Annotated in this window: 13 protein-coding genes; all 13 read right to left on the reverse strand. The window is 71.0% G+C overall.

Features of this window, described 5'->3' with window-relative positions; genetic code table 11:
* Positions 1-1,650, reverse strand: a 1,650-nt coding sequence (locus tag ABZ477_RS17265; RefSeq protein ID WP_360135714.1) for a hypothetical protein, incomplete at its 3' end; no start/stop codon positions are given.
* Positions 1,647-4,340, reverse strand: coding sequence for a putative baseplate assembly protein (locus ABZ477_RS17270; protein WP_360135716.1), 2,694 nt, complete (start codon positions 4,338-4,340; stop codon positions 1,647-1,649). The genes ABZ477_RS17265 and ABZ477_RS17270, both read right to left, overlap by 4 nt.
* Complete coding sequence (locus ABZ477_RS17275; RefSeq protein ID WP_360135718.1) at positions 4,337-6,877, reverse strand: hypothetical protein; 2,541 nt, start codon at positions 6,875-6,877, stop codon at positions 4,337-4,339. The genes ABZ477_RS17270 and ABZ477_RS17275 overlap by 4 nt, the downstream gene beginning before the upstream one ends.
* Entirely contained in the window at positions 6,874-7,242 is a 369-nt protein-coding gene (locus tag ABZ477_RS17280; RefSeq protein WP_360135720.1) for a GPW/gp25 family protein, read from the reverse strand. The genes ABZ477_RS17275 and ABZ477_RS17280 overlap by 4 nt, the downstream gene beginning before the upstream one ends.
* Positions 7,243-7,244: 2 nt before the next feature.
* Positions 7,245-7,562, reverse strand: a complete 318-nt coding sequence (locus ABZ477_RS17285; RefSeq protein WP_360135722.1) for a PAAR-like protein — start codon at positions 7,560-7,562, stop codon at positions 7,245-7,247.
* Complete coding sequence (locus ABZ477_RS17290) at positions 7,562-8,071, reverse strand: phage baseplate assembly protein V (RefSeq protein ID WP_360135724.1); 510 nt, start codon at positions 8,069-8,071, stop codon at positions 7,562-7,564. Before ABZ477_RS17290 ends, ABZ477_RS17285 begins: the two co-directional genes overlap by 1 nt.
* Complete coding sequence (locus ABZ477_RS17295; protein ID WP_360135726.1) at positions 8,068-9,162, reverse strand: hypothetical protein; 1,095 nt, start codon at positions 9,160-9,162, stop codon at positions 8,068-8,070. The genes ABZ477_RS17290 and ABZ477_RS17295 overlap by 4 nt, the downstream gene beginning before the upstream one ends.
* A 4-nt stretch (positions 9,163-9,166) precedes the next feature.
* The gene (locus tag ABZ477_RS17300; RefSeq protein ID WP_360135728.1) at positions 9,167-9,466 is read right to left on the reverse strand and encodes a hypothetical protein; all 300 of its coding nucleotides are present in this window, start codon (positions 9,464-9,466) and stop codon (positions 9,167-9,169) included.
* An 8-nt stretch (positions 9,467-9,474) separates the two neighbouring features.
* Positions 9,475-10,122, reverse strand: coding sequence for a hypothetical protein (locus ABZ477_RS17305; protein ID WP_360135730.1), 648 nt, complete (start codon positions 10,120-10,122; stop codon positions 9,475-9,477).
* Entirely contained in the window at positions 10,119-14,570 is a 4,452-nt protein-coding gene (locus ABZ477_RS17310; protein ID WP_360135732.1) for a DUF4157 domain-containing protein, read from the reverse strand. The genes ABZ477_RS17305 and ABZ477_RS17310 overlap by 4 nt, the downstream gene beginning before the upstream one ends.
* A complete protein-coding gene (locus tag ABZ477_RS17315) occupies positions 14,567-14,821 on the reverse strand; it encodes a hypothetical protein (protein WP_360135734.1) in 255 nt (84 codons plus the stop codon). Before ABZ477_RS17315 ends, ABZ477_RS17310 begins: the two co-directional genes overlap by 4 nt.
* The gene (locus tag ABZ477_RS17320; protein WP_360135736.1) at positions 14,812-16,734 is read right to left on the reverse strand and encodes an ATP-binding protein; all 1,923 of its coding nucleotides are present in this window, start codon (positions 16,732-16,734) and stop codon (positions 14,812-14,814) included. The genes ABZ477_RS17315 and ABZ477_RS17320 overlap by 10 nt, the downstream gene beginning before the upstream one ends.
* On the reverse strand, positions 16,731-18,014 hold the full coding sequence (locus tag ABZ477_RS17325) for a DUF4255 domain-containing protein (RefSeq protein ID WP_360135738.1): 1,284 nt from the start codon (positions 18,012-18,014) through the stop codon (positions 16,731-16,733). The genes ABZ477_RS17320 and ABZ477_RS17325 overlap by 4 nt, the downstream gene beginning before the upstream one ends.
* Between the last annotated feature and the right edge of the window lie 369 nt (positions 18,015-18,383).

The following is an 18,383-nucleotide window of genomic DNA, read 5'->3' on the forward strand; positions in this document are numbered from 1 at the left end:
CGTGCCGCCGGGACTCGTGGCGGCCGCCTCAGAGGCGAAGGCGATCCCCTCTTCGCCGGCGTCGATCACCGAGTCCACGCCGTGCACGTCGGCGTCGACATTCGAGCGGATTCCGCCCACGATGCTCCGCTCGATGACGACGCTCACGCCCGGATCGTCGACGAACACGCTCACGGCGCCCGGACTCACCGGTGTGCCGTCACGGTGAACGTCTCGGCCCGGCACGAGCGTGCAGTGCCGGAGCGTGAGGACTCCGCGCCCCTTCACCCGCAGGGCACCGCCTACGATGACGAGTCCGTTGAGGAAGAGTTCTCCGTCGGCGCCCGCGACGTCGTCGAGGTCGACGGTCACCTCGCCCGCCGCGACCAGTACGGGACGGCGCCTGTCCTGACCGCGCACCTCGACGGCGAGGCCGTGTGCCGTGATCGACGGGGGCGCGACATGTCGGTGGCTGTCGACGATCTCGACGACCCCGCTGCCCGAGAGGGCGCCGAGCCCGGCGGCGATGGTCGGCTTGACGGCGGTGCCCTGGTAGACCCCGCCGTCCGCGACGAGTTCGACGATGCTGCCGGGCGAGGCGAACGAGGAGACGCGGTCGTATTCTCCCCCGCCCAAGTCGGCACTGAAGCCGCGACGGTAAGTGACGAGCGGCGGATCGTCACGCTCGGCGCTGAAAGCCAGCCGTCCGAGCACCGGGTCGATCCGCACGACGAGATCGCCCGGGTCGGCAGTCGGCATGTTGCCCCACGCGCCTCCGCCCGGCACATCGCTGAGGTTCGCGGACTCGACGATCACCCGGTTCGTCTGCTGGCTCGGGTCCGTCGGGATGATCCCATCCACGAAGACGGAGAGCGCCTCTCCGTAGTAGGTGTCGCGCCAGTCATCGAGCATGAGCCGCCCAATGGGCATCGGGACGTTGATCGGCTGCGTCGCCTGGGTCACCTCCGTCTCGGTGACGGGCTGCGTGAACAGCTGGACAGGGGCTCCCAGCGGGTCGAACAGGAATCGATGCTTGTCGCCGTCCCACGCAAGAGCGGGTGAGTCGGAGACTTCCTGGGCCTTGAGGCGCCACAGGTGCACCCCGACATTCGGGATGTTGTACCGCCCACGGCGGGTGCGTATCCGCCGCATTTCGGCTAGGTGCGAGAACGCGGCATCCGGCGCCCCTTCCACCCCGCGCTCGAACGGTCCGCCGACGAACTGCAGTCGGGAGGGGTTCCGAATGGATGCTGTCGCCTGCGCGTGCGGCCGGATGTGGTTCATGTGCTGCAACGCGGCGAGGAGCTCGAAGTATTCGACGGCCTTGGCGGGCCAGCCCGTGACGTCGTGCGCGACCTGCTCGAGGACCGCGGCCGTGCCCTTGCGACGCCGATAGCCGATCGTGTTGGCGACCTCGGCTCGCGAGGTCAGGTTCTCGACCGATGCCCCCGGCAGGCCGCGCAGCCCGATGAGCTCGGCGAGGTAGGGAAGCACCCAGGGCGCCGCCGTCTCGGCGAAGAGGTCGTCGTAGAGCTGATCGATGTTGTCCGCCACGACGGCGAGCTCGTCGGCGAGCACCTCGAGGAACTCGGCGAGGGCGCCGCTGGCGTCCCGCTGGCGATAGTGAGCCGGCAGCAGGTCCAGCAGATGGTTGCGCGAGATCGTGGTCACCAGTCCACCTCCAGCACGGCGTCTTCGCGTGAGAGCGTCAGGATCACCGCGCCGGCGGCGTCCGGCGGCCCTCCCGGCGTGGGTGCGTCGGCCGTCACGTACGTGCGGAGGCTCGCCTGGTCGTCGGTCAGGTGGAGTCGATCGATGCGCGCTCCTTCCACCCCCGCCACCCGGTGCATCGCCTCCGCCAGCTCGCTCAGCGACACTCCTTCACCGAAGTCGCGGCGATCGAAGGCATAGCGACGCACGAGGCTGTCGATGACGGCCGCCTGAACGCGCTCCGGATCGTGGTCGGAGTGGACGCGCAGATGGGCGCCGACCGTGAAGAGCCGGGGACGGAAGTCCCTGACGACCAAGGGGACGCGCGGGTCGGAGACCGCCATGAGAGCGCGCCGGACGTCGTCGACGAGCGTCGAGTCCGAGTCGACCGCCTGCCCGTCGGCCGACGCGATCGTCACGTGCACCCCGCGCCGCCGCGTGTCCCATGTCCACGCGGCCGTCGCCTTCGCCACTCCCGCGTAGTCGGCGGCGAAGTCGGCGTAGTCCTGAAGCGACACGACCCGGCCCAGCGTGAGCACCGAGCGCGGCGCGTTCACGCGCGCGTCGGCGCCTGTCTGAGCATCCTGCCCACCCGTTGAAGGGAGCGGATTCACGGCGCTCTTGAGTCCGAGCGGGCGCGCGACCGGAAGTGCGATCTGCTCGGCGCGGGCGTCGCCTGTTCGCCCGATGCCGGTGCGATAGTGCGCGACGACGTTGTCGAACCCCGTGGGCAACCGGGCGCCCGTGACGCCGTCGCCGAACGTGATAGTCACCTTCCCGTCGTCGTCGGCGCTGGTCGTGTAGACGCGATCCCGCGGCGCGCGACCGAAGAGCGTCGGCACTTCGTGCCAGCGGATGTCGTTGACCCGAACCTCGAGAGTGGATGCCGCGCCGCCCGGATCGTCGGACGGCACGTGGGTCAGCGGGGCCTTGCGCAGCGTGAAGCGCTGGAACGCCCGGGCGCCGTCCCCGCTTCCGAGGACTTCGCGCGGCGCCGTCTCGCCGTGCGTCGCGGCGGCGACGTTGCCGAAGAGCTCGATGCCCGCGTCACGGCTGTAGACGTTTCTGAGGGGCTCGACGAGCACGAGCTCATCGATGGGTGCGCTGGTCTCGGAGGCCTCGACCGTGACGACCTCGCCGACCACCGGATCGTCAGACAACGGCGGCAAGAAGATCAGCTCGGCGAACGGGATCGTGGCGACGACATCCTCACCAGACTTCATGCGCACGACGCATCGCACCCTGCTCGGATCTGCACTCAGCCGCGCCAGGGAGATCAGGATGGGGTCTTCGCCTCTGGGCAAGCCGCCGATTTCGAGGTGACCGTGTTCCGGCCGGCCTTGGACACGCGCGCGGGTGCCACGCACGAGTACTTGGTGAGCGTTCGGCAGCCCGCCGAGCGGCCGGGCGAGCGGGATGCGATCACCCCACAGCGGTTGGACGATGGGAACGGGTGCGAAGCGGAGCCGCTCGCTCCCGAACAGCACGACCGTGCTGCGAGTGTTGTCGCCGCCGAAGGCTGCGACCTCGTCCGTGACGGTGGGCCCGACGCTCAGCGTCTTGGACCCGAGTGCGAGGGCCGTCACCTGCGCACTCATCGCGTACCTCGCCTCGGACACCTCCGCGGCGTCGCTGACGACGCTGAGGACGGCCTTGGTGACGTTCGGATTCGTGAGGACGGCCAGACCCGTACGAGGGACGCCTGTGTACGAGGCGGAGAGCGCGATCGGCGTCCCGGTGCCCACGTTGGCGAAGGCCCAATCGTCGTCGTCGATCAGGTTTGCGGTCTTCAGCGCGCTCTGGATCTCCGGGGCCAGGAGCTTCGGATTCATGGCCGTCGCACCGAAGAGGGTCGATCGGGCACGGAACGCGTAGACCTCGAGTTCGGCGGCCGTCGGCTTGAAACCAGGATGGAGCGTCGCCCGGACGTTCGTTGCGTTGCCGGCGGGGTCAGGATCGACGCTGTCCGCACGTGCGAGGGACCAGGCGTCCTCGTGATGCTGCCAGTCCTTGCTCGCGAGCAGGATAGGGTCGCCCGGGCGAAGCCCGGTCTCGACGCCCGCGAGCACCATGACGTCGAGGGGGTCCTCGGGATCGCGCGGACGGACCATGCGGATTTCCGGCCGGTTCCAGGCGGGGTAGGCCACGATCGGCGCAGCCGTCTCGAAGCTCTGTGGCAGCTCACCGGGACCGGGGATCGTCTGCACGCGCGTTCCCGCCGGGATCGGTGATCCTTCCGGGCCGCCCGGCGTCGCCTCGGCCGTGATGGCGAGCCACGCGGAGGTCGCGACACCCGGCTCGAGGCGGTATCCGAGCAGGGCTGCCTGACCGGCGATCGATCCGCGTTCGGTCGCAGTGCCGAGGTAGTGCTCGTTCGCGATGCGCTCGGTGTAGAACGTGATGACGTCGGCGGCGACGGCCCACGCGTCGAGGAGGGCGATGGAGAAGTCGTCCGTCTCACGCGTCCTGAGGCTCTTCAGCGCGGACCGGCTGTGCGTGCTGAGGCCCGCGATGAGGCTCGCGCGGAACTGCGCGTAGGCGCCCGCGCGATACGAGATGGCGGGTAGGCCGGGACGGTTGGCGATCTGGACGGGGGTGCGGTCGGCGAGCCCGCCGCAGCATGCGCAGTCCCGATGCGTGCCGGTGCTCATCGCCCGCCCTCCATCGCGAGTTCGAGCGTCCCGCGCTCGATGAAGCTCGGGTCGTTGTCGAGCCGCGCGATCTCGAGCCGCCCCATCGCGAGCTCGCCACGACGGATGCCGTCTCCGCGAGGGTCGCCGCGTCGCTGGAAGGTGATCGGCTCGACCAGGTGGACGCCTTCCACACCGTGCGCGGCGGCGAGCAGCGCGCTGAGCGTGACGGGCTGGCCGAAGGTGTGCTCGTCGGGGTGGAAGAACGCGGGCCCGCCGTCGTCCCGGCGACCACGGCCCAGACGCGTCAGCAGCGCCTGCCGCACGTCGGCGCGGTAGAAGTCGGGCAGGACGCACACCTTGAGCCCCACTTCCAGCGCGACGAAGTGCGGGCCGTCGATCTCCAGATCGTGCCCTGCCATCCGGTACCTCTCGAGGAATCCGCGCAGGCGCTGTTCGAACCGCGCGTCGACCGCGCCGCCGCCGCGGCGGTCTACCGTGAGGAAGACCGTGTACCAGCTGCCCGTGTACCGCTCGGTCGCCACGGCGCGCTGAACGTCGGGGTGCCGCTCGGCCATGGTCGCGTAGTCGTCGGCCGTCACGGCACGCTGCGGAACGAAGAAGGCCGCCGGCGCGTCCTGACGCGTGCGCTCGAGGGGCTCGGCCCGTGTGCCGCCGCGTGCCGCCACGAGGTTGGTCGCTCCCGTGACGCCGGCCGTGTCCGTGACGACATGCCCGATGGATTCGCGGCCGATGTTGCCCGCCGGGCCGGTGCCCCGCCGCATCGTGACGTCGAAGACCGTGCCCGCTCGAGGTCGCGGTCCGTACTCGCCGTCGCCGAACCGGATCGTCGCCCGGCCGTCGGCCTCGACCTCGACGACGAACTCCCGCATGAACGCGTCCGTGGCCAGCAGGTCCCGCACGGGGAACCACGGCTTGCCCGTCGCACGCTCCACGAGCCTGACGGCGGGGACCACGTGGCGGTCCTCCCAGCGCAGGGCCGCCGTCGCCGACTTCTTCTCGTCGAACCGTGCCCATCGATGCGGGTCCGTGCCGGGTCGGGCGCGCCCGACCGTACCCGTCATCGTCAGGTCGGTGAACGGCAGCGTGAGTGCGTAGCGCGCCGGACGCTCGCGCGGCGCGGAGTCGCGGCATCCGTGATCCGTCGGAGGGACGAAGGCGAGCCGATCGTCAGGACCCGGCACGGTGTAGGGCTCGATGAGCACTTCGCGCGACCCCGGAACGATGGCCACGGTGCGACCGTGATCCGCCAGCACGATGTTTCCCCGTGCGACGCTCACCTCGCGGGCAACGGGGCCGTCGGCTCGTTGCCCCTGGCACAGCGCGAAGGGCAGGGCGTCCTCGGCGTCCCACGTGATCTCGGTGATCGCGCCGCCTGTGGTCGCGTCGTCGATGTGCGGGAACTGCTCGTCGGTCGTGTGGGCGACCGACGTGAGCCGAACGGCGTGCCGATGCTCCGGGTCGGCGTCGCCCGGCTTCCCCGTCGCCGGCCCGCATTCTTCGGTCAGGACGATGACGTCGCCGGGCGCCAGCGCGCGATGGCCGCGGAGAGTCGCGGACGTCGCGCCTTCCGCGAGCGCGCACTCCGGCTCACCCCACAGGTAGAACGCCATCTCCTTGTTCGCCGGGTGCAGCGTGAGATCCGACATCGTCTCGAAGACGGTGGGCGACGCGGCCTCGGCCTCACGCAGTTCGGCAGAACCGGGCTCGAGGACGGCGAGAGTCTCGGGAACCCGCGTGAAGAGCATCGTGCCGGCCTTCAGGATCGTGCCGTCCGCATCATCCCCGACATGGACCTGCACCCACGTGCGCGCGTTGCTGCCGTCGTGCGTCGAATAGTCGACGGTGCGCGCATGGCGCCGCGCGGATGTGCGCCGACGAGCCGAGGGCAGCGTCGCCTCCATGCCGACGGCGTCGAGCGTGTAGGTCAGGTGATCGGCACTGTAGGCGAGCGCCTCGACGATCGCGATGCCCAGATCCGCTGGGTTGCGCTCCGTCCACTCCGGCGCCAGCACGGCGAGCCGGTCGAGCATGAGCTGCCGGAAGCCTTCGTAGTCGCGGGCCAGGTAATCGATCTCTGGCGAGTCGACCGGGTCCTGCCGACCGTGGCTGCACAGTCCGCGGAGGGCGCAGTCGAAGTCCGCGGGGCACTCGACCTTGAAGGAGAAGTCCACGGTAGCCAGGCGCTCGTCGATTCCGGCGAGGGGGCCGCCGCTCGAGTCCACCAGACGCAGCGTGTAGACCGAGAAGTCACCCGGCCTGTCGACCTCGACCCTCAGGACCTCGGCCGCCGGGGTGACGCGGTCGACCTGGATGCCCCGCACTCGGGTGCCACCCTCGATCACGACATTGCGAGCACTCAGCGCCGGGAAGGCGGCGTCCGGCGCGTTGAGCAGGTGCACCAGGAGGACCCGCTGGCGCTCGGCTTCCGGGACGCCGGGCCCGTCGCGCACCTCGAGATAGTCGATCCCGTTCGAGCCGGCCACGCCGCGAAGAGCCTCCGCGCGGTCGCGCGTGGGGCACGCATAGGTCGTCATGACGGGCCTCCCCCGGAGCGGATCGTGTCGGTCCGCCTCTCGGCGGTGCGCACCTCGACGTACTGCACGACGACCTCCAAGACGCCCTCGTCAGCGCGGGCCGAGACGGCCTCGAGGACGATCACGTCTCCGAGCCAGCGCTGCAGGGCGGCCTCGACCGTGGACTGCAGCGTCGCGGCGATCGCCGACCCGCTGGGTTCGAACACGAGTCCCTGCAGGCCCGACCCGAACTCGGGGCGGTTGATTCGTTCGCCCGGATTGGTGAAGAGGACCTGTTCGATGAGGTCGCGCACATGGCCGCTGTGCGTCGGTGACAGCGTGCGCCCGTCGGGGCCGAAGGCGAAGGGGTGGTTGACGTCGGCCATGGTCATTGAGCCTTCACTCGCAGCTGCGTCACGACGATGTTCACGGGCGTTCCATTGGGCGCGCACGTCGCCTGGCTGTCCATCATGAGGACGGGCTGACCGCCCGCCTTGACCCGTGTCGACGCCGAGGTCCACGTCGCGGTGACGCAGGGCATGGGATTGGTGCCCGTCATGATCGGGCAGCCCGACACCGTATGAGGAGTCGGCTGCGTCGTGATGGGCTGCCCGCCCGCCTTGACCCGCGGATTGGGCGAGGCGGCCTGCGCCTGCCCGCCGTGCGCGCACATCACCGTGGCTCCGGAGTCCAGGAGGTAGCCCATCACATCACCTCCAGGGCGCCGTTGTTGATGGACACCTGTGAGGCGCTCAGTTTGAGCGAGGCGCCCGAGCCGTTGTCGATCTCGATGGACGTCGACGAGATCACGATCTTCTGACCGCCGGGCGTCTTGAGCGTGATGCCTCCGGCCCCCGGGGTGTCGTCGAGCAGGATCGTGGTGCCGCCGTCGGTCTGCAGCAGGATCTTCCCCGTCTGAGGCGGAGCAGCGACGTCCGTGGGGACATCGGCGGCCGAGCCCCACCAGCATCCCGACCAGACGGGATAGTCGGGGTCCCCGTGCTCGAACTCGATCCACACGCCGGCGCCGTTCGGCGGCAGCGCGAACACGCCCATCCCGCTGCCCGCGACGGGCGCGCACGGCATCGCCCAGCCGCTCTCATCGTCCATGACATCGGGGATCCGGGCTTTGATGCGACCCGTCTGCAGGGGGTCGCTGGTGTCGCTGACCGTCCCGCGGTACTTGCCGTAGAAGCGTGACTGCGAACTGGTCATACCGGCACCACGGGCACGGTGCTGACCAGCCCTTCCCTGCTCAGCCGGAACGACTGCGTGTAGTCGCCCCGGGACAGCTTGTGGGTCACAGCATCCACGTGGTAAAGCCCGTCGAACGCGATCCCGACGCCCCGCACGCCGACGAGCCCGCGGGCGCGCAGCACGTGCCCGTAGGCCGCCGTGTCGACCTCGCCCGTGCCGGTCACGGCGTTCGGCGCGTTCATCGCCGCGGCCAGGAGGTTCGTCGCGGCGGTCGCCGCGGCCTGATTGGCGGTGTCGCGAGCGAGGGCCTTGCGCATCGCGGGGACTGGCCTCGCCGCGAGAGCCGGGATCTTGAGGGACGGCAGCGACGGCACCGGGATCGCCATCTTCGTGAACGGCTCGAGGATCTTGCCGGACGACGCGACACCCGCCTCGCTGTCGATCGTGAACGAGATCGACTTGAGATTCGTCGCCGCGCCCATGTCCTTCGTGAGCGCCGGCTGCGGGAAGCCCAGCCGCACCTCCGGGCCCCAGTAGGCCTTCGATGCGCCGACGGTGACCGGTTCGATGTAGAAGACGTAGCCGTTGCGCTCCGCAGCCCGCTTGACGAACGCGAGGTCGGTCTCGTTCTGCTGCGGCACGCGCTCCGTCTCGATCGGCATGTCGCCGGTGGGGGCGACTGCCGGGGCGATGCCGAGGTGCGCGTAGCGCCCGAGGATCTGCGTCACGATGATCGAGTCCGACTGGTTCGGGTACTTCGCGTTCTTCTCCTCCATGTCGAGCTCGACCGAGAGATCCTGGGCCGTCACCGTCAGCGCGCCGTCACCGGACTCCTGGTGCACGATGATCCCGTCCAGGAGCACCTGAGGCACGAGCCCCATGAGGACCGCGACGATCAGTCGGTTCCCCGGCGCCAGCGCCGGATCGCCCAGCAGAGCCGCCGGCGGCCACTGCTGGAAGACGATCTGCGCCCCGTCTCCCTTCTCGCGGTCGGTGGTCACCTCCACCGACTGAAGGGCCTCGATGAGACGCGGCGGGGCGGGCCTCGGCGCGGGCTTCGCGCCGAGCATGAGCATCACTCGCGCTCCCAGGCGGGCCGGCATCGTCATCGCATCACTCCTTCGCCAGGGGGATGCGGATGACGCGCCCGACCCGTTCGAGTTCCTCGGGGCTCAGGACGTTGTTCGCGTCGCAGAGCACCCAGAAGCGCTCGGGATCGCCCGCGTAGAGGGCGGTGATGACGTCGAGCCTCTGCCGATCGGCCACCCGATGCTCGGCGAGCACCGGCTGGTCGGCGTAGTCCGGGATGACGCGACGCCGGGTGTAGGCGACGTCGTGCGGGATCCCATCGGGCCCCTGCGTCGTGATCCGTACGACCTCGAGGCCCGCATAGCGTCCGTTCTGCGCGTTCATCGTTCCCCTCACAGTCCTGCCGTGCTTCGGACGGCTCGCGCGGCCGCGGCCGTCGTGCCGAGCGCGCCGAGCACTTCGAGCGCGACGTGGTTGGCGAGCGCGATCGTGCCCGCGGCGCTGGCGGCGCCCGCCTCGTGATAGCTCACGACCTTCATGCCCAGATCGACCTTCGCGCGGATCGGATTGAGCGCGGGGTCGAAGGCCTGCTCTGTGATGGCGCACGATGTGAGGCGCACGGGCACGACGCGCGACGGCCCGAGCACGAGCAGCGTGAGCGGGGCGGCGGCGGGCAGGATCTCGACGACGCCCATCGCGGTGAGAGCGAGGTTGGCGATCACGGTGGGCGCGGGCGGATAGAGCATCAGCTCGATGGTCGCGAGCGCGGGCCGCACGCCGCGCGCGAGTGTCGTCGGGTTCGCGGCCTCGAGCTGATCGGCGGCGTCGATCTCGATCGTGAACTGCAGCGTCTCGGCGGGCGGCCCGCTGAGCCGAAGGGGCCCCGACCCGGCGTCGCCTCCGACGGTGCGCGGCTCGAGCGTGCGGGTGAGCTCATCCGGGTTGTACTGGAAGACCGCGACGCTGGACGCCGGGCGCAGCGGTTCCCCCGCGACGATCGCGCCGCGGAACACGTTGGGTGAGAGCGGGGTGCCGGTCATGGCTTGACTCGCTTCAGGAAGGCCTGCGTGATGCCGAGCTTTCGACCGGTGAGGTCGTCCACGCTCGCGAACTTCTTCGCCGCTCGAGAGTCGGCGACCTTCTGCGCCGTCCGGGCGCCGAGGTTCTCGATCATGGCGAGCGCCCCGGCAGGCCACGCCTTCGCGTCGTTGAGCTGCGCCAGGGTGATCCGCGTGATGACGGCGAGGCGGTCGGGGGTTTGACTGCGCTTGACCGCCTGGAAGGTCTGCTCCGCGATCGCGAGGATGTCCTGGTACTCCTTGGCCGCGGCGCTGCTCACGAGGACATCCACGGGGGTCGGCGACTTCTCGCCGCGCGCCGCGCCTCGCTTCGTCTTCTTGTATGCCTCACCGTGCTCCTCGGAGACGGCCTTGTTCGTGGCCTTGACCCGCGAGGTCTTCTCCTTCGTGAGCAGCGCGGTCAGCTTGTCCCAGGCGGCATCCAGCTTCTTCGTGTCGATGTTCGTGCTGTCGGCCTCGTCGTAGCCGGCGCGAGACCCGCTGATGTCCTTGAGGATCGCGTCGGAGTTCTGTCCGAACGCCTCGCTGCTCGGGTTGTCGGTCTTCGTCTTGATTCGCGCGGCGCGCTCGTAGATCACGATGGTCGTCAGGGCCTTGTCGAATGCCCTGTTCTTCGCGCGGACCTTCGCGTTCTCGAAGCCCGCCGCCTGCAGGAACTTCACCGCGACCGCATACGGGATGACGTGCTCGGACTCACCTTCGAGGAGCTTGTCACCCCCGCGGTATCGGCGTCGCTGCGCCCCGTGGAGTGAGATCTCGCCTATCTCGGCGAGCCCGGATGCCTTGGAACCCTTCTTGTGCTTCAGCGCGTTCGTCGTGTTGGGCGCGATCCGGACCGTGATCTGCACATCGCCGTCCGCGGCGTCATCGGGGCCGCCCGTGAAGAGGAAGGTGAGTTTGATGCCGGGCGCGAGGGCCTTGGTGAGGCCGGGCTCCAGTCCGCTCGCGATCGGCTTGAGCTCAGCCGGATCCATCTTGTCGCCGGACTTCTCCTCCAGGAGCTTGAACGCCTTCTCGGCGTAGGCGGGGTGCTCTGCCTCGGTGATCCTGCCCGTCGCCGCGGCATCCTTCCCGCCCTTGCCCTTGCCGCCCTTGAAGAGTCCGACGACCTTCGCGATGAGCTTGTCGATCGCCTTGTCGACGGCCCCGCGCACCTTCTCGAGGATCTCGCGCACCTTGCCGCCCACGTTGCCGAGCCCGATGAGCCGGGCGAGCAGGTCGATCGCCAGCGGAAGGAGGCGCCCGAGCACGCCCTCGACCGCCTTCATGGATTTGTCCAGGATGCCGCGCGCGATGTCGCCGATCGTGTCGACCACGGTGCGGACGAGCTCGACGAGCCGGGCGAGCTGATCGCGCAGGAAGGTGAAGAGGTTCCACGCGGCGAGCACGAGCTGCACGATGGCGCCCACGGGGTTGAGCAGGCTCGCGAGCTTCGTGATGGCGCTCATGATGACCCGCTCCTGGATGAACGTGCGGATGCCGTCGAACACCGCGTCGCGCAGCGACGCCAGATCCGCCATGATGCGCGTCCACAGGCCGCTCCAGCCCTCCGTCACGAGCGTGCCGATCCAGCTCGCCGCCTGCTCGATGCGTTCGACGTTCTTCTCGCCGATGAGCTTGACCGCTTTGGCTTTGAGGTTCTCCCACGTGAGGCCGAGGATCTGCCGAGCGAGGTCGAGCACCCCCACGAGGTCGAAGGTCTTCGGGATCGTGATCCCGGCCGGGCCGAGCGCACCCGTCAGCCACCCGACGACGCCCTCCTTCAGGTGCGTGCCGATGTTGCCGGCGAACGCGACGATGCCGCCCTTGACGGCGGCCGCCAGGTTGCCCACGAACCCGAGCGGGTTGTTGACGATGATGCCGAGGGTCTCCTCCGCCCGCCCGACGAATGCGTAGAACTGCTCGGGTTCGACGCCCACGAGCCGCAGGACCGCCTCGAGGACCTTGCGGAACAGTGCTCCCCAATCGCCCGTGATCGCAGCCACCGCGAGGCCGACCGCGAAATCGACCCCCGCCTGGAAGACGTCGATGACCTTGTTCAGGCCCGCGCGCAGGCCCTCGACGAGCGCCGAGACGCCCTTGCTCAGCTTGTCGGCGACGACGTCGACGGCCTTCTGGGCGAGGGCGACGGCGGAGTCGATGAGGCTGTTGAGCTTGGCCGCGAGCCCCGGGAAGATCTGACCGATGAGGCCCGTGATGGCCGCCTTGAGGAATTCGCCGAACGCGGCGATCGCCGCCTTGACGAACTTCGCGACGCCGGCGATGACGGCGAGAGCGGCCTTCTTGACGGCATCCAGCACCTTGTTCACGGCGGCGCGCACGGCATCGAAGATCTTGCCGACCGCCGCGACGAGCGACGAGATGGCGCTCTTGACGAAGTCGACGGCCCGATCCCACCAACTCTGCTTCTGCGCGTCCCGCTCGGCCTTCTGCTTCTCGGCGGTCGCCTTCTGCTCTCCTGACGTGACCTCCGTCTTGATGTCGGTGTCGGCCTTCGCGAAGTCGGCGTCGATCGTCTTGCGGCCTCCGTCGACCTCGCGCTGCACGGCCGTCGCGTCGGCCTGCTTCCGCTTGGACGCGTCGCCTTCGACACGGGCGAGTTCGGCGTCCTGCGCAGCGAGCGTCTGATCGCGCGCTGTCGTGATCTTGCCCCGGGCTGTGGTGACGGCCTCGGCGCGGCCGGATTCGGCATCCTTCCGCAGCTGCTCCTCACCTGCGTGCGCCTGGTCCAGGGCCTCCTGCCGAGCCACGTCGCGATCGGCGGCCGCTTTGTCGGTCTCGGCGACGGCCCCGGCGAGCGACTGCTCCATCGCGGGGCCCTGCTGCTGATCGAACGACGCCTGCACGTCGGGCGGGAGCTGCATCGCCGCGAACTGCTCGGGACCGGCGGGCGCCGGTGCGGCGGGGTGGGCGGCCACCTCGGCGGTCGGCAGCTCGCCGGCCGCTTCGAGGGCGACGGGCTTGATGTGCTCAGGGCCAGGACCCTCGCGCACGGCGCGAGCAGCGGCATCCCGCGCGCCGGCACCCTGAGCCCGGCCCTTCTCGTCGAGCTCGCGGACGCGCGCAGGATCGCTCTCGCCTTCCAGCGCGATCGGCGGCGGCGCTCCGGCGGTGCGCGGAACCTCCGTATCGGCGGTCGGGACCGCCGCGAGCGAGTCGTCGATCCTCGCCGCGAGCGTTTCGGGCGGCGCGTTGGAGGCGAGTGCGAGCGGCGCGCCGGCGTCGGACGCGGGGCGGAAGGCGCCAAGCACCTCGGGGGTTTCGATGACCGGCGGCGCGGCCGCCGGCGCGGGCGGCGGCACGAGCTCGGTCGCCGCCGCCGGAGCAGCAGGGGCCGGCGTCGACGCGGGCGTCTGGGCGAGTGCCGGCGCGCCGGGCAGCGCGACCTGGACGGCAGGCACGCCGGCCTGCACCGCCTTCCCCTCGTCGGCGGCGAGCTGCGCCATGCCGCTGGAGAGTGTCGCGGTCTGAGTGGCCTTGACCGACGGCGGAGCCGCAGCGTACGCGCGCAGACGATCCGCGGGGGTTGCTGCGGCGGCGATCGCCTCCTGTGCAGCGGCCGCCGCGGCCTGCTGGGCTGCGGCCTGGGCCGGGTCCGCCATGGGGGCGGTCGCAGCCGCCGTCGGTGCGACGTCCGGCAACGCGGCAGCAGGCTCGGCGGCGACGGGCACGCCGGCGTCAGTCGGTTGGGCGGCGGCGGGCGTCGCGGTGGCCGGGACGGATGCTGTCGGCGATGGTGCGGGCGCGACCTGGGCTGCGGGCTGGGACGGGGCCGCCTCGAGCGCGGGCACGGCGGGATTGGCGCCGAGCGACAGCATCGGAGTCTCAGCCGTGGGCGTCGTGGGCGGTGCGGACTGACGCAGGAGCGCCGTCGCGCCCGGCGAGAGCCCCTCGGTGATCTCGACCGGCCCGTGGGTACTCCGCGCCTCACCGGCGGCCACGACGGTCGCTTCGCGCTCGGCGCGCGAGCCGGCCGGCTCGATGGGACCCGGCCGCGCGTCGCCTGCAGTGAGGCGACGCGCCTGGAGGACGTGCGCGATCTCATGCGCGACCACGGCCATGGACGCGTCGGGGCGGGCCAGGACGATCGACCGCCCCGTCGTGGCCGCCACGGCGCCGAGCCGCTGCAGCGCATGGGCCGACCGCGGACCCGCGTAGACGTCGATGTCACCGAGCGACCGGCCGAACCGCTCCTCGAGCGCGGTGCGATAGGGCAGCGCCACCCGCTCGCCGGCCTCCGGAACCAGCGGCGCCCGGTCGGCGGCGCCTTCCGCCGCAGAGTCCGACAGCTGCGCGGCCGGTGGCTGCCGACGGGCTGCGAGCGCCCGCTGCGCGGCGCGGGCGATGAGACCGGGCGACCGGCGCTCAGTGCCCGTCGGTGCGGCGGTCGTGCGGGTCGCCGTGTTCACGGTGCGATCCCGTCATAGAGGACGGCGGCGAGGGCCTCGCCGAGCGCAGCCGAGTCCGCGAGGCCGTCGAGCGCCACGGTGAGTGCGAGCGCCGGACGATCGGAGGGGCTGAAGCGCATTCCGCCTTCGCCGATGCGATGTTCGAGCCCGGCCTCGAGCGCGGTGCGGACCGCCGCGACGTCGATCCGCCCGAACCCCTCGAGCGTGAGGCGGTCGATCCGCATCTCGACCGAGATCGGAGTCACGTCCATCCGCGCACCTGCGCCTCCGGAAGGGTGCGCTCGAGCTTGACGAACTCGGCGCGCGTCGCCCGCAGGACGTCGGCCATCGTGACGTCGCCGCCGCGCGCAGCCGCGTGGAAGGCCGCGTTGAGCGCGATCGTCCGGATGTTGCCGCCGGGGATCGCCAGCTGCGCCAGACGGTCGGCATCCAGCCCGACCCGGGGCACCGTGTCGGGATAGACCTTCCTCCAGATCTCCGCACGACTGGACTCGTCGGGGATCGAGAAGGTCACGACGAAGCGAAGCCGCCGGAGGAACGCCGGATCCAGTGCGCTTCGCAGGTTCGTCGTCAGGATCGCCAGCCCCTGGTACGCCTCCATCCGCTGCAGGAGGTAGCTGACCTCGAGGTTGGCGTAGCGATCGTGGCTGTCGCGCACTTCGCTGCGCCGCCCGAAGAGAGCGTCCGCTTCATCGAACAGGAGCACGCAGCCCGAGCCCTCGGTGCTGCTGAAGATCTCGGCGAGGTGCTTCTCCGTCTCGCCGATGTACTTGCTGACGACCTGGCTGAGATCGACGCGGTACAGGTCCAGGCCGAGGTCTGTCGCGATGACGCTCGCGGCCATGGTCTTGCCTGTTCCGCTGGGGCCGGCGAAGAGCGCCGCGATCCCCATCCCCTCTCCGGTGTCGGGGCCCAGCCCCCACTCCCGCTGGACGAGACTGCGCCAGCGCGCCTGCGCGGCGATGTCTCGCAGCGTCTGCTTCTGCTCGTCGGGCAGCACGAGATCGTCCCAGGTGGCATGTCGGCTGACTCGCTCGGCGAGCCGGTCGATCTGCGGGCGTGCGCGATCCCGCGCAAGGGCCCAGAACCGAGCCGCCGCCTCCTCCGGTTCATCGCCTGCGGAGCTTCCGAACTCCGCAGCCGTGGCCCGGATCGCGAGCGGATCCAGGTCGAACAGGTCCGCGGCCCGTCGCACCTCGTCGCCGATGTCTTCGCCGGCACCGCCGAGCGCGGCCTCCCACGCCTGGAGGCGCTCGTCCGAGCTGGCTGCGGGCACGATGACGCGCAGGTCGGTGCGGCGCAGCGGAATCGGGGCACGCGTCACGACGATGACCGGGCCGGTGATCTCGTCGATGAGCGCCATCGCCGGCTCGACGTCGGCCTCGTCCACGAGTGCGATTGGAAGGACGCCCGCGAGCACCGCTTCGCGCTCGACGATGCGCGCGACGACGCGCAGATCGCCGGTCGACAGCGGCAGACCGGATGCCGGGACGACCGCCGCGGCGAGCCCCACGGCGGCGGCGAGCTCGATCCCGAGCGCTTCGCCGAGCGCCGGCTGCGACACCACGAGCTGGACGACGGGCTGCTCGGGCGCGGGTGCTTCGGCGAGGCGCTCGGCCGTCTTCTGCGCCAGGGCGACATGGCTGCCGCTCAACGCCACCTTCGAGATCGGATGCCGCATCCCCGCCGTCTCGTCGAGGTAGTGGATGCCGGCGAGATAGTGCAGGACGCGCTCGCCGATCCGCAGCGGCGCCTCCGTCAGCCCCCGACCCCCGCCCACCTCGACGAGGTCCCACCGGCGCAGGGGCGCCGCCGGGGTGAGCGCGCTCCAGTGCGCCCCCGGGAGCTTTGCCAGCGCGAGGGCGAACGTCGGCGAGGGCACTCCGCGACGCTGATCGTCGTCATCCGCCAGCACGCGGCGCACGCCTTCGTCCAGCTCGACCCCGGCGCACACGAGCAGGATGTCGCGCTCGAAGGGCGAGAGCCCGAACGCCGCCTCCAGGGTCGACAGCGCGGGCAGGCCCGACATCCGATCCGCGATCTCGTCGAGCTCGCGCTGGGGAGCGTCGACCTGCTCCCCGGTCTCGTCCGCGAGGAGCGCGCGCACGCGGCGGAAGGCGGCCGCCGTGTAGAGGCGGTTGTCGTCGGCCCAGGTCCCGCTCACGGCAGTGCGACCTTGGGGCCGATGATCGTGCCTGGCTGGGGTCCCGCGGTCGCTACGACCGGCGCGCTGGCGGCGCCCGCGATGACGACGCGGACGAGATAGTCGCCGGCGGGCACGCCGCCGAAGTCGATGGCGAGATTGTTCGTGCTGGTCGCGGGACCCGGGGTGGTGCGCGACGGCTGCTCGAACACGAAGGCACGGCCGCCGCCGGTGAGATGCATCGTCACCGCTTGGTCGTCGGGCACGGCCTGCTGCATGACGATGTCGACGCGGCCCGAATAGGTCTGCGGCGTCGTCCCCGACGGTGTGGGCGGCGCGGCCAGCGTCGCGGACGAGACGACCGGTGCGACGACGATGGCGTGGAGTGGCGACCGGCGCACCGTGCGCGCGGACGGCGGCGATCCGAGTGCGCGCCGGTGCTCCACGGCGACGCCCAGAACACCCGGCGGAGTGGACGCGGGAAGCGTGGCGAAGAGCCGATCCGCCGCCGGCGACTCCGCGGGAGGAGTCGAGGATGCGCCGTCCGGGACCACCTCGGTGTCGCCGAAGAGCACGACTGAGGCATCTTCGCTCATCAGGTCGCGCCCGCGGAGCTCGAGGCGAGCACCCGCGACGATCGGCGCGGGGGCGCCCGGGGCGCTGCCGGCGACCGCGACGGACGTGATCTCCGGGGACAGGACGACGAACGATGCGAGAGATCTCGTCGTCACGGGAACGGGACGGATCGGAGTGACATCGGGCTCGAGCCGGACGACATCGGCCGTCACGCCGAGCGACAGCCGATAGGGCTGGCCCATGAGCGTCGACCACACGTGCGACAGGTCCTCGAGTCCGAGTCCCAGGATGCTGAGCCGCACGCGATCGGGTGCCCCGGCGAGGTCCTGGGTGGCGCCGCCGGCCAGCGGCGTCCACCCCGCGTCGATCTCCTCCGGCGTGAGGAGAGGCTGCGCGTGCAGCGTCGTCGCCGCCACGCCGAGCAGGCGGTCCGGGACAGCCGTGGCCTCGTCGCCGAGGAAGACGAGGAGGTACTGCAGTGTGAGAGCCGCCGCGGGGCGCGTCACGATCGCCGAGCCCGAACGCGTCGGCAGATCGTCGTTGCGTCGCGCGGCGTTCGGCTCGACTCGGTAGAGGAAGACCTTGATCGAAGGAGTGGTCGTGTCGACCGGCGGCTCCGGCCGACCCGGCGAGGCCGCGCCGCCGAAACCGTGTCCGGCCATCGCCTGCGTGAGGCGATAGGCGAGGGCCGCCGTCGTGGCGGCGACCGAGAGCGCATTGCTCATGGTCGCCCTCCCCGTGCGGATCGACTGAGGAACGCCTCGAGTGTGAGGCGGGGCGGAGCCACGACTGGGCGCGCGATCGCCGCAGGCGGCGCGGCCGGTGTCGCAGCCCGCACGTCGATGCGACCGATGGAGATGCGGATGACGGGAGCCTGTGGCTCGGAAGGATGGGCGGCGGCGTGCGATGCCGGGCGTGCAGCGGGCACGCGCGGAGCCTGGGCACGCGGCGAGGGAGACGTGTCGTCGGCGGAGGACCGGCTCGCGGGGCCGTCCATCCGCACGACATGGCCTGAGGTCGGGCCGACGGATGCTTCTCCCGCTGCGGTGCGCACGACCTGCGCAGACCCGTCTCGAGCCGATGCGAGGCGGGGT

Source organism: Microbacterium sp. NPDC019599 (assembly GCF_040632175.1).
Classification (GTDB): Bacteria; Actinomycetota; Actinomycetes; order Actinomycetales; family Microbacteriaceae; genus Microbacterium.